The sequence below is a fragment of the Aquisalimonas asiatica genome (genome assembly GCF_900110585.1).
Taxonomy (GTDB): Bacteria; Pseudomonadota; Gammaproteobacteria; order Nitrococcales; family Aquisalimonadaceae; genus Aquisalimonas; species Aquisalimonas asiatica.
Map to the genome: position 1 here is coordinate 77,714 of NZ_FOEG01000003.1, position 13,312 is coordinate 91,025.

The following is a 13,312-nucleotide window of genomic DNA, read 5'->3' on the forward strand; positions in this document are numbered from 1 at the left end:
GGCGAGCTGTCCCCCCCTTGGCGCACAACTCCGCCAAGGTGTGAGGGAGCATAGGGGCCCACGGCTTACATCCGCCTTACACCCGGTGGAGGGGTGCGCGCGCGTCTGGCGCGCCGGGAGACGCGACGGGGGAGGGATTCATGTGGAGAAGACAGAAACGGGACGAGCCCGGGTCAGCGGCCGACCACCCGGTCACGCCCGCGGTTCTTGGCGTCATACAGCCTGGCGTCAACGATGCGGTAGAGGTCCGTCCAGGTGCGTCCATCCAGCCCGAGTTCGGCAACGCCGGCGCTCATGGTCAGGTGAATGCGCTCCCCCTGCCACCAGGCAGGACGGGCCTTGATCCCCTTGCGGATGTGTTCAGCGACCTTCATGCCGCCATCAACCGGCGTGCCGGGCAACAGCACCGCGAACTCCTCACCGCCCATGCGGAACGCCACATCGGCCCGGCGCAGTTGCATCTTCAACAGACGCGCCACGTGGACAAGCACCCGATCACCGGCGTCATGGCCGAAGCGGTCGTTGATGTCCTTGAAATGGTCCAGATCAATGAGGATCACGGAGAGGACGTGTCCGTCATGCCGGTACCGGTCGTGCTCGCGCAGCATCATCCGTTCCAGTGCCTGGCGGTTGTACAGCCCGGTGAGGGAGTCGGACAGTGACTCCTTCAGCATGGCGCTGTTGGCCCGGTGCTGGCTGCGGAACCAGAAATGGCAGAGCACGAACATGACCAGGGTGACGGTCACCAGGTCGACGGCCACGTCGGCCGTCAGCAGCTCGGGCACACGCTGCGCGCCCAGAACGAACGCGCCAGTGCCGACGATCAACGCCCCCAGCGTCATCCGCAGGCCGCCCCGGTGCCCGAGCAGGATGTAGCTGAAGACGGGAATGGCCGGGAGATAGACGTAGCTCACGGGGTGGACGTCGGGCCGCGTGATCAGCATCAGCATCACCGTGATGATCACGACCAGGTACACCACGGCCAGCGGCACGTACGGCACGGCCCGGCGATTGGCCAGAAACAGACCGGCACAGGTCAGAAACACCACCGTGTGGGCGATGGGAAGAACCACGAGCCCCTGCGCCAGGGCGTAAGGGAATATGGTGGCCACGGCAACCAGCGTGAAAACGAGCAGCGCCTGCAGCGTCGAGCGCCGGCGGCGGATCTCCCGGTGATCGTCAAGCATGGAAAGACCGTCGTCGGGCTCGGGCTTATGGACCCGCCCGCTCACGAGGTGCGCTCCAGCCATTCGGCGGCGAACGCCTGCGGCGGGCACGGGCGCCCGAACAGATACCCCTGCCCCCGTTCACACCCCATCTCCAGGAGCGCTTCACGGTGTCCCTCGGTTTCGACACCCTCGGCAATGCAGTTCATCTCCAGCGCGTGGGCCATGGCGATAATGGTGCCAACAATGGCGTGGTCACTGCGATCATCCAGCATGCCGAGCACGAACGAAAGATCGATCTTGAGCGTGTCCGCGGCCAGGTTCTTGAGGTAACTGAGCGAGGAGTAGCCCGTCCCGAAATCATCGATGGCAACACTGCTGCCCCGCGCCCGCAGGCGGTTCACCAGTGCGGCCGCGGTCTCCGGATCACGCATGATTCCGGTCTCCGTCACCTCCACGGCGATAACCCCCCGCGGCAGGCCATATTCCTGAATCACCCCATCCACCTGCTCCACCAGGCTGACATCGTGGAGCTGTTCCGCTGCGACGTTGACGGAAACCTCCGGAGGCAAGGCGTGCCCTGCCGCCCGCCAGGCCGCCAGGTCCCGGGCCACACAACGCAGCACCCACTGAAACACCGCTCCCATCATCTGGCGCTGCTGCGCCACCGGCAGAAACCGCGATGGTGGTATCCAGCCTTCCTCCAGACAGTTCCAGCGAAGCAGCGCCTCCACACCGATCAACGTCCCGGTACGCAGGTCGAGCTGGGGCTGGTAGTGCATCTCGAGCGTGTCGCGCCGGAGGGCATCGCGCAGGCGCCGGGCCAGCTGCAACTGGGCGTTGAGGGCGTCGAACAGGGCGTGATCATAAAGCCAGTAGTCCGCGCCTTCCTTTCTCGCCTGATGCAGCGCGATGTCGGAATGCTGCAGCAGCTCCATGGCCGTGTGACCATCATCCGGCGCCACGGCAACGCCCGCGGTGGCGTCCATGGAAAGCCCCATCCCACCAACCTGGAACGGCACCCGGAAAACGCTGCGCAGACGCTGCAGCAATCGTGGGACGTCGTCACGGTCAGCGCCGGCCGCCACCACGGCGAACTCGTCGCCGCCAAGGTGGGCGAGGAACTCCCCCGGCTCTATCGAGGACTGCAGCCGCATGCCCACCTGCGCCAGCAGATCATCGCCCGCGGAATGCCCCAGCGAGTTGTTCACGTCCTTGAAGCGCCGCAGGTTCATGGAGACGAGCAGCAGGCTGGAGGCGGTCGCCGCCGATGCGCCATCCAGGTGCTCGGCCAGGTGCGCCATGCACGCGGCCCGGTTGGCCAGCCCCGTGGTGGGATCGTGATAAGCCAGCGCCCGCATGTGCTCTTCCGCATCCATACGCTCCAGCTGGGCCACGGCCCGGGTTGCCACCAGCCGAAGAACGGACAGGGCGACCTGTGGATCGTCCACCGGCCGGCGGTACAGCACGAACAGCAGACCGACAGGCCTCCCGTCCGCGGCGTCCAGGCGATGGCCAACATACCCTTCGACGTCCAGCTCCCGGAGCATGGCATCCGCGGGAAACGCCGAGGCGACGTCGGCGGCGTACACGCACTCCTTCCGTGTCGTATAGGCCTCGCAGGGCGTTCCCTGGAGCGGATACACCTCCCCCTCGACGATCTCCCCGTCCACGGCCGTGGCAACCGGTGCGCTCATCCACAACTCACCGTCCACGAACCGCGCAATGGCGCCGACGTCAGCATCCAGCGCCTCGGTCATGGCCAGCACGAGCTGCTCGAAGAATTCGCCACTGGAACGGCCCGGGACCGCCGCCCCCACACCCCCGAGCACCCGTTCCAGTCGCGACTCCCGCTCCTGCACGCGCCGCACCTGCAACCCGAACTCCAGGTTCGAGGCCAGCTCGCGCAGGAGGCTACGCTCCTCTTCCGTGGGTGTTGCGGGTACGTCCCGCAACAGCACGAACACGCCGTAAGGCGCGCCGTTGGCCTGCAGCGGCAGACAGATGCAGCTACCTCGCCCGTACATTGACCGCAGGCTGTCCGGCAACGCGCTGACATCGTCGATGAACACCGGGCGCCCCTGCCTGACCGCCTGCGCCACCGGATCACCAGCCTCCGCGGCCTCCGTGGACCACGATGTCCCGCTCTCGCCGGGGCCATGGCGCGCCTCACCCCGCATGCACACGGGGGCGATCAGCTGCCCCGTGCCCTGGCCCACCTGCCCTACCCACGCCAGTGCGTAGCCGCCATCCTCGACGGCGACCTCACAGACCGTCTCCAGCAACTCGCACTCGGAATCGGCGTGGATCAGCGCCTGATTGCACCGGCTCAACATGCGCAGGGCGCGGACGCTGCTCTGCAGCGCCAGCTCCTTGCGCTTGAGCTCGGTCAGGTCGACGATGACCCCCTCGATCCGGTCGCCAGACCCCACGAACCGGGCCTGTTCACGCACCCAGCCAAGGGAGCCATCGGTCCGCCAGATGCGGTAATTCACCTGGTAGGGGCGATCGGACGTGCGCGACTGCTCCACCGCCTTGCGCACGAATGCGATATCGTCGCCGTGGATAATCCCGGCAAGCGTGACCTCACCGTTGATGAATGCGTCAGCGGGATACCCGAACACCGCCTCGGCCCCCGCGCTCATGTACTCCACGGTCCAGTCGGCATCGTTGCGACAACGCCAGGCCGCCCCGGGCATGTTGCTCACCAGCGTCTCGAACTTCCGCTGGCTCTCCTTCAGCGCTTCCTCGGCCTGCTTCCGGCGCGTGATGTCCCGCAGCGTTCCGGCAAAACGCAGCAGACTGCCTTCCCGGTCGCGCACCGGCGCCCCGCGCTCCATGATCCATCGCACCCGGCCGGCGGGGTCCACGATGCGGAACTCCTGCTCGTACTCGTCCGTCGCACCGACATCGGTGGCGCGGCGGATACGCCCCCGGTCATCCGGGTGCACGGCCTCCAGCCACGCACGCGGCTCGGCATAGACCCGCTCCCGTGGCATCCCCCAAAGGCGCTCGAATGCCGGGCTGAGGTAGTGCACCTGGTCGCTGTTGCGCCCGGACACCCAGAAAACCTCATCAACCACGTCCGCCAGCTCATACAGCCAGCCGCTCCCGTTTTCACCGCTCATGTCCACCGCTCGCAAGCCTGGCACCCGTGTTATCGGCCAAATGCCCTTCGGCTGTTACTAGATCACGGAGCACAAGGTGTAAACCATCTGCCTGTTCACATCATCGGCAACCCCGGAGCGCACCGCCGGACCAACACGGCCTCGCCGGGTGTCACGTCATTCCCGGCAGGGCCACCGACAGCCAGGCGCCGGCAAGCAGGAGCACCACACCGATCACCGTGTTGCTGACCGAGACGTAATCCGTGCGTTTATGGCAGGAACGCGACGGGCTGTGGTTCACTGCACGGCAAGCAGAAAAGGACGGCCATGTTCCATCTCTACCACCATCATGATCAGATCCGGCTTGCGGAGCTGCTGGCGGTGCTGCGCCAGCGCCAGCCGGCGGCGCCACTGGCTCCGGACACCGTGCTCGTGCCCAACCGCAGCGTCGGGCGCTGGCTGCAGATGCAACTGGCGGAAAGCGAGGGCGTGGCCGCCAACCTTGCCCTGCCCCTGCCGGCAAAGTTCGTCTGGGACATCCTCGGGGGCAGCCTGCCGGAGACACCGGACAGCTCCGCATTCGAGCGCGGCAACCTGCGCTGGCACCTGTATGCGCTACTGCCGCGCATCGCCGCATCGCAACCGCGCGTGGCCCGCTACCTGGACGGCACACCCCGGGAGCTTCGCCGCCTGCAGCTGGCCGACCAACTTGCGGATGTCTTCGACCAGTACCTGATCTACCGGCGCGACATGTTGCTTGCGTGGGAACGCGGCGAAGGGGAGCAGCGCAGCCCGGCGGACTGGCAGGCGCCCATCTGGCGGGCACTGGTGGGCGCCCTCACCGAGCGCCACCGGGCGCGCCTGCTCGAAGAGTTCATCCAGGCGGTGGAAACCGGCCAAGCGCTGGATCGCAGCCACTGGCCGGCCCGGGTCTACTGCTTCGGGCTGATGAACCTGCCCCCCGATTACCTGCGCCTGCTCTACGCCCTGGGCCGGGAGATCGACGTCCACTACCTGCTCCCCAACCCCAGCGATCTCTACTGGGGCGACATCCAGCGGCAGCCGGTGAGCGTGCTCGCCGCACCGGAGCCGGGCACCGAGCCGGGCGAAGCCCCCATTACCCAGGGGCATCCCCTGCTGGCAAGCCTCGGCCACTCCGCGCGTGACTTCCTGCGCGTGCTCTATGCCGATGAACTGGCCGCCATCCAGGAGCCGGAACTGGGCGACGCCCTGGCCTACGACCCTCCGGGTGACGCCACCCTGCTGCACCGGCTGCAGTCCGGCGTCATCCGCATGGACGCAACCCCGGCGGTCAGGGGCAGCGACGCCGACGACGCCTCCCTGCAACTGCACGCCTGCCACGGGCCCCTGCGGGAGGTGCAGGTGCTCCACGACCACATCCTCGACCGCCTGGCCGCCGACGACACGCTGCAGCCCCGCGACATCCTGGTGATGCTGCCGGACGTGGCCGCCTATGCGCCCGCGATTCACAGCGTCTTCGGCAACCCGGACAACCGGCAGCGCCTGCCCTATACCGTCTCCGACCAGCCACGGCTCAGCAGCCACCCCATCGCCCTGACCGTGAACGCGCTGCTCAACCTGCCCCTGTCACGCTGGAGCGCGTCGGAGGTGCTGGCGCTGGCGGCCGTGCCCGCCGTCCAGCGGCGGTTCGGTCTCGACGACGGCGACCTGGACCTGCTGCGCCACTGGCTGCAGCAGGCCGGTGTGCGCTGGGGGCTGGACGCGGACACGCGCACCCAGCACGGCGCCGGGTCCTGGGATCAGAACACCTGGCGCTTCGGGCTCGACCGCCTGCTGCTGGGGCTGGCCCAGTCCCGGGACGACACCCTGGTGGCAGGCGTCGCCCCGTGGACGGACCTGGAAGGTGGCAGCACCAATGCCCTCGGGCGCCTGTGGCTGCTGGTGGACACCCTGCGCCAGTGGCGCGACACCATGACCGAGCCCGCACCGGCCGACTCATGGCATCAGCGCCTGAACGCCATCATGGAGACCCTGTTTCTGTCCGACCGCGACGACGCCGACGAGCGCGCCGCACTGGAGGCGGTACACGATGCCGTGGGCGTACTGGCCGAGGCGCACCGCAGCCTCGGCGACGAGCCCCTGGGCTGGGAGGCCGTACGCGAAGCGGTCGGCGGGGCGCTCCAGGAGAGCGGCGAACGCCAGCCCTTCCTGGGGGGCGGCATCACCTTCTGCGGCCTGATGCCGTTGCGCGCCCTGCCCTACCGCATGATCGCCCTGCTGGGCATGAATGACGGTGCCTTCCCCCGGCAGGAGCGCAACCGCAGCTTCAACCTGATCCGCCGCTTCCCGCGCACCGGCGACGCCAGCGTGCGCGACGACGACCGGCTGCTGTTCCTGCAGTCACTCATGGCGGCGCGGGATGTCTTCTACGTAAGCTACACCGGCCAGGACGTGCGCTCCGGGGAGACACTGGAGCCCGCCCCGGTGGTGGGCGAGCTGCTCGACTTCCTGCACCGCCACCACTTCCCGGATCACACCCGCCGCGCCGCCGGCGAGCGGCTGGTCACCACCCAGCCCATGCAGCCCTTCAGCCCGCGCTACTTCAGCAGCGCCGATGCGGCCGTCTTCACCTTCCAGGGCGACTGGCACCCTGCCACCCTCGCCATGCACGAGACCCGCGACGAACCGCAACCGTTCGTGGACGATGCCGGCCTCACACCCGACCCGGAGCCGGTCATCGCCCTGGACGACCTCAAGCGGATCCTGGACCACCCGGCCCGGCACTTCCTGCGGGACTGCCTGCGGCTGCGCCTGGAACGGGACGACGCCGCGGTGGACGACGACGAACCCCGCGCCCTGGACGGCCTCACCGCCCACCAGCTGCGCCACGAACTCTTCACGGCGGCCTGCAGCAGCGGTGAAGCGCTACCCCTCGCCCCCGGCCCGGTGCTGCGGGCCCGCGGCGTGCTCCCGCCCCCGCCGCTGGATCTGGGTGTCTACCGGGAGCAAGTCGAGCAGATCAACCCGCTACTGCCCGTGTGGCAGCAGTGGCACGCCGAGTACCCGGAACCCACACCGGTGGCCGTGGACATCGCCCTGCCCGACGGCCGGCGACTCGCCGGCAGGCTGGCGGACGCCCGCCCGGACGGCCTGCGCCGCACCCGGCCCGGCACACTGCGCGCCAACCACCGACTGGCGGACTGGATCGACTACCTGGCGCTTGCCGCCAGTGGCGCCCCCGGCAGCCTGCGCTGCGCCGGCCTCGCCAACGGCACTGTTCAGATCCTCGGCGCGCAGGTGGAGCAACCCCACGCCCTGGCGCTGCTGCAGTCGCTGGTGGACGTCCACGACCAGGCCCGGCAGCAGCCCCTGTGCTTCATGCCCGGGCTTGCCACCACCTTCATGGAGAAGCAGAGCCCGCACTGGACCAGCAAGCCCAAAGAGGCCCAGGCCGCCCTGGAGGACCGCAACGGTTACCTTGCCGGCACTTGGTTCCCCGCCTGGGAGCTGGCCAACGACCCATGGTTCCCGCTGGTCGCGCCCCCGCCGACGCTGCTGGGTGACGACGCCCGATCCAGCGCCTTCTGCCGGCTGGCGGCGCAGGTCTGCGGCCCCATGGTTGAAACACTCCTGCCCGTGGAGGCCCCATCGTGAGCAAAGGCACGCCATTCGATCCGCGCACCATGCCGCTGGAGGGGCTGCGCCTCATCGAGGCCAGCGCCGGCACCGGCAAGACGTTCAGCCTGGCGGGGCTGTACCTGCGGCTGCTGGTGGAGCAGCGCCTCACGGTCCGCGAAATCCTGGTAATGACCTTCACCCGCGCCGCCACCCAGGAGCTGCGCGAGCGCATCCGCGCGCGCCTGGTGGCGGCCGCACGCATTGCCACGGATCCGGCCATTGCCGACCCGGACCATCCCGAGGACGCCCTGACCCTGGACATACTTGCCGCCAGCGACGACGAGCGCCCCGCTCTCGCCCGCCGCCTCCGGGACGCCGCCGCGCGCATGGACGAGGCCACCATCAGCACCATCCACGGCTTTGCCCAGCAGGCGGCGGCCGACAACGCCTTCGACGGCGGCCTGCCCTTCGACCGCGGCGAACAGGTGGACGACACCGCCCTGTTCCGCGAGACCGCCGCCGACTACTGGCGCAGCCAGACCATCGGTGAGCCCACCGCCCGGGCCAACGCCTTTCTGCAGCTCTGGAGCAGCCCGGAGACGCTCTTCGACGCGCTGCGGCCGGCGCTGCAGCAACCCCATGTCATCCTCGCCGGGCCGGATCAGGCCACCATTCAGGCGCAGACCGATACCGTGCGCCAACGCTGGCAGACCGAGGGGGACGCCCTGCGCGACCTGCTGCTGCGGGCGGAAGCCGAGGGTGCACTGCTCAAGAGCGGCGACCTGCACAAGGCCGTGGAGACCCATGGCGGCATGGACGCGGTCGTGACCCTGCTTGATCACGGCATTGCCGGCACCACCGCAGGCCACGTTGCCCTGCCCGGCTGGCTGGCCGATCTCGGCGACCCAACCGGCGTGCGCAAGCACATCAAGAAGGCGGCGGCGGACAAGTGGTGCCAGCCGCACTCCCTGCCGCTCACCGGGGAGCTCGCCGCCCTGCAGCCCCTGGGCCGCCTCGCCGCCCTGCGCGACGCCCTGGCGACGGTCCGCACGGAGAGCCTGCGCCGCAAGCGGGACCGCCGGCAGTTCAGCTTCGCCGACATGATCGAAGCGCTCCACGACGCCATTACCGACCCCGACGGCGGCGACCACCTGGCCGCCGCGTTGCACGAGACCTGGCCCTGGGCGCTGGTGGACGAATTCCAGGACACCGACCCGCTGCAGTACGCTATCCTCCAGCGCATCTACCGGGGCCGCGACCGTGGCGGCCTGCTCATGATCGGCGACCCCAAGCAGGCCATCTACGCCTTCCGCGGCGGCGACGTATTCGCCTACCTGGATGCCGCCCGGGACGCCGACGGCTGCTACCACCTGGACACCAACTTCCGCTCCACCGGCGACGTGTTGCGGGCGGTGCAGACCATCTTCGAGACACCCGGTGACGACGCCTTTCTCATCCCCGGCATTCACTTCCAGGCGGTCAAGGCGGGCCGGCGCGACGGCGACCGCGTGATCCGGCTGGACGGCAACACGCTGCCCGCCATGACCATCTGGCCCTTCGACGGCAGCGACGACAGAAAGGGCACCACGGAAGACACACTCATGGAGGCCACGGTCACCCGCATCCATGCACTGCTGCACACCCCGGCTACGGTCACCACTGACGACGGCGCCGATGCGCCGGTGCGCCCACGGGACATCGCCGTGCTGGTGAACACCAACCAGCAGGCCACCGCGGCCCAGCAGGCCCTGAGCCGACGCGGCATCGCGGCGGTATGCCTGCACCAGGCCAGCGTCTTCACCAGCGACGAAGCGCTGGACGTGCTGCGCGTGCTCCGCGCCGCCGCCACCCCCGCGGACGAGAGCAGCCTGCGCGCCGCCCTGGCCACGCCGCTGTTCGGCTACCGGCTCAGCGGCCTGATCGCCCTCACCGAGGACGAAGGGGCCTGGCAAGCCCTGGTGGAGCGCTTCCAGGCTGCCCACGAGCGCTGGCACCGCCACGGGGTGCTCGCCATGCTGCAGCCCCTGCTCCAGGCCGCCGCCCCCCGGCTGCTGACCCTGGACGACGGCGAACGCCGCATGACCAACTACCTGCAGCTCGGCGAACTGCTGCAGAACGCCAGCGGCGAGACCTTCGGCATGAGCGGCCTCATCCAGTGGCTCGACGACGCCCGCAACAACCCCGACCGGAGCGAGACCGGCGAGGCGGAGCAGCTGCGGCTGGAGTCCGACGACGCCCTGGTGCGCATCGCCACCGTGCACAAGGTCAAGGGCCTGCAGTACCGCATCGTCTTTCTGCCCTTCGCGCCCTTTCTCGGCGCCACCGGCGCCCCCGACAAACCGCCGCTCGCTTTCCACGACGACCAGCACCGGGCCTGTCTCGACTACGGCGTCGCGGACGCCGCCGGCCCCGCCATCCGCGAGCGCCGGGCCGAGGCGATACGGCTGCTGTACGTCGCCCTCACGCGCGCGGAGCAGGCGTGCTATCTCCCGTGGGGCACCGCCACCGGTGTCGAGAACGGCGCGCTTGCGTGGCTGCTGCACGGGCCCGACGGCGCCACACCGGATCACTGGAGCCGCGCCAGGAAAACCCCGGACTGGCTCGCCCCGGAGACAGTCGAATCCCGGCTGCAGGAACTGGCCGGGCGTGCGGGCGACGCCATCGCCGTGGAGCCACTGCCGGAGCCCATGCCCGCCGGCCAGCGCCTGCCCCTGCCGCCCCCACCCGAGGGTGGCCCGCGCGGCGATACCATCGCCTCCAGGCCGGACTGGTCGGTGTACAGCTTCTCCCGGCTGGTCAGCGGCAGCCGTCACGCCACCAATACCGCCGGTGCGGACGACGAGGCCCCGGATCCGGAGCGCGCCGAGCCGGCACCGCAGCAGATCGAGCTGCGCGGGCCGCAGTTCGGCACGGCCATCCACGACATGCTGGAGGCCATGGACTTCGCCACGTGGCCCCTGCCCGGAGCCACCACCAACGCACACCACGACTGGATGGCAGGCCATCTGCGCAACGCCGGCATCGCCCTGCCAGAGCGCCCCGCACCGCTGCTGGATGCCGTTGGTGGCATGCTGAGCCGGACCGTTCACGCACCACTGCCGGAGACCGGCCCGCTCGCCTCCATCCCGCACGCCCACCAACGCCGCGAAATGGAGTTCTTCCTCGGCCTGAGCGGCAGCCAGGTCGCGGCAGTGATCGACCGTCTCAGCGCCGCCGGCTACGCCACCGCCCTGCCCGCCGACCGCCGCGCGCAGACCCTGCGGGGCCTCATGCACGGCTTCATCGACCTGATCGTTGCCGTGGACGGCCGGTATTACATCGTTGATTACAAGACCAACGACCTGGGCGCGCACGCCCTGGCCTATCAGTCCGATGGCCTGCAAACGGCCGTACGACACGGGCATTACGACCTGCAGTACCTGATCTACACCCTGGCGCTGCACCGCCACCTGGACCGCAGCCTGCCGGGCTACGACCCGGCCGAGCATCTGGGCGGCGTGCACTACCTGTTCGTGCGCGGCATGACCGGCGAGGACGCGGCCGGCGTGTTCACGGACCGCCCGCCCGCGGATCTCATCCTCGCGCTGGACCGGCTTTTCGCCGGCGAGGAGGCGGCATGAGCCGGTTCATGGAACGCCTGCGCGAGCGCACCGCAGCCGGCCATGTGCAGCCGCTGGAGCTGGCCCTGGCGGACTGGTGCCTGCGCCACGGCGGCACCGAGCCCGTGGCCCTGGCCATGGTGCTGGCGAGCCGTGCGGTCAACGACGGGCACAGCTGCCTGCGCCTGGACACACTGGAGCCGGCCATCCCGGGTGAAGCGCCGCTGTTGCCTGCAGAGGCGTTCATGGAGGCACTCGACGCCAGCCCGCTGGTGGGCACCCCCGGTGACGCGGCACCGCTCATCCACGACGGCCCGCGCCTCTACCTCCAGCGCTACTGGCAGTACGAAACCCGCCTGGCCGCGCGACTGGGCCACCTGCTGGCGCAGCCCCCGGAGCCGGTGGACACCGCCCGCCTGGCGCGCGATGGCGGCCTGTTCGACTACAGCTGGGTCGACCCGGGGGAGACACACTGGCAGCCGGTGGCCGCGGCCACGGCGCTGCGCCACCGGCTCACGGTCATCTCCGGCGGCCCCGGCACGGGCAAGACCTACACCGTGCTGCGGCTCATGCGCCTGCTGATCGAATCCGCAGCGGCGCAGGGGAGCCCGGCGCCGGTCATCCGCCTGGCCGCCCCCACGGGCAAGGCGGCGGCGCGCATGCTCGAGTCCGTGCGCGCCGGACTGGACCGCCTGCCGGACGCGGAGGCAGTGCGCACGCTGCTCCCGGACCGCGCCGACACGCTCCACCGCCTGCTCGGGCTCACCCAGGCCTCCACGCAGCCGCGTCACCACCGGGATAACCCACTGCCGGCCGATGCGGTCATCGTTGACGAAGCCTCCATGGTGGACCTGCCCATGATGGCCAAGCTCGCCGAGGCGCTACCCGACCACGCCCGCCTGATCCTCCTGGGCGACCGTTATCAGCTCGCCTCGGTGGAGTCCGGCTCGGTGCTGGCGGAGCTCTGCGACGCCGCCGGCGTCAACGCCTTCTCCACCGATCAGCACCGCGCCCTGGGCGAGCTGATGGGCGATGACGCGGCACCTGCCGGTGCCACATCCGCACTCGGCGATCACGTGGTCACCCTGCGCACCAGCCACCGCTTCCACGCCGACAGCGCCATTGGCCGCCTGGCCGCCGCCATCAACACCGGCGAGGGTGACGGGGCACTGGCGGTGGGCGCCGAGGAGTCGCCCGATCTGGAGCTGCGCCTGGGCACCACCGTGGACGTTGACCACCTGGTGGAGCAGATGGTGGCCGCCTACCTGCCCCTGGAACAGGCGACCGACCGGGACACCGCCCTGGACGCCCTGGAAGCCGTGCGCCTGCTCACCGCTACCCGCGTCGGGCCGGCGGGCAGCGAACACCTCAATCAACGCATTCACGAGCGGCTGGCGGCGCGGCAGGGGCGGGATCCGCAGCAGCGCTGGTACCACGGCCGGCCCGTGATGGTGCTGCAGAACGACTACCGCGCCGGCCTGTTCAACGGCGATACCGGCGTCTGCCTCGCCGACGGGGCCGGCGGCCTGCGGGTGTGGTTCCGCACCAGCGAAGGTGCCCGCTCGCTGCTGCCCTCCGCCCTGCCCGGCCACGAAACCGTCTACGCCATGACCATTCACAAGAGCCAGGGCTCCGAGTTCACACGGGTGACACTGCTCCTGCCGGAGGCGGATACCCCGGTGCTCACCCGGGAGCTGCTCTACACCGGCATCACCCGGGCGCGGGAGCAGCTCACGGTGGTTGGTCCGGCAGCGGTGTTCCAGGCCGGGATCGAGCGGCGGACCCACCGGGAGTCGGGACTGGCGGAACGGTTACGGGGGTCGAGCGAGTAATGGTAGAC

Annotated in this window: 5 protein-coding genes; 3 read left to right on the forward strand and 2 right to left on the reverse strand. The window is 69.9% G+C overall.

What is annotated here, in order from left to right; translation table 11 throughout:
* Nucleotides 1-173: 173 nt before the first annotated feature.
* Complete coding sequence (locus BMZ02_RS08315) at nucleotides 174-1,232, reverse strand: GGDEF domain-containing protein (RefSeq protein ID WP_171909860.1); 1,059 nt, start codon at nucleotides 1,230-1,232, stop codon at nucleotides 174-176.
* Nucleotides 1,229-4,294, reverse strand: coding sequence for a sensor domain-containing protein (locus tag BMZ02_RS08320; RefSeq protein ID WP_091642150.1), 3,066 nt, complete (start codon nucleotides 4,292-4,294; stop codon nucleotides 1,229-1,231). The genes BMZ02_RS08315 and BMZ02_RS08320 overlap by 4 nt, the downstream gene beginning before the upstream one ends.
* A 306-nt stretch (nucleotides 4,295-4,600) precedes the next feature.
* On the opposite strand from BMZ02_RS08320, the gene recC reads away from it, so the two are divergent.
* From recC to recD, 3 genes are read left to right on the forward strand one after another with little or no spacing between them, the layout of a single operon-like run.
* Nucleotides 4,601-7,909 carry an exodeoxyribonuclease V subunit gamma gene (recC, locus tag BMZ02_RS08325; RefSeq protein ID WP_091642153.1) on the forward strand — a complete coding sequence of 1,103 codons (3,309 nt, stop codon included), beginning with the start codon at nucleotides 4,601-4,603 and terminating at the stop codon, nucleotides 7,907-7,909.
* Entirely contained in the window at nucleotides 7,906-11,493 is a 3,588-nt protein-coding gene (gene recB / locus BMZ02_RS08330) for an exodeoxyribonuclease V subunit beta (RefSeq protein WP_216110760.1), read from the forward strand. The genes recC and recB overlap by 4 nt, the downstream gene beginning before the upstream one ends.
* Nucleotides 11,490-13,304 carry an exodeoxyribonuclease V subunit alpha gene (gene recD / locus BMZ02_RS08335; RefSeq protein ID WP_091642155.1) on the forward strand — a complete coding sequence of 605 codons (1,815 nt, stop codon included), beginning with the start codon at nucleotides 11,490-11,492 and terminating at the stop codon, nucleotides 13,302-13,304. Before recB ends, recD begins: the two co-directional genes overlap by 4 nt.
* The last annotated feature ends 8 nt before the right edge of the window (nucleotides 13,305-13,312 follow it).

Coding starts and splice junctions, on each gene's coding strand:
- BMZ02_RS08320 (WP_091642150.1), bottom strand. CDS start 4,294: ATGAGCGGTGAAAACGGGAGCGGCTGGCTGTATGAGCTGGCGGACGTG.
- recC (WP_091642153.1), top strand. CDS start 4,601: ATGTTCCATCTCTACCACCATCATGATCAGATCCGGCTTGCGGAGCTG.
- recD (WP_091642155.1), top strand. CDS start 11,490: ATGAGCCGGTTCATGGAACGCCTGCGCGAGCGCACCGCAGCCGGCCAT.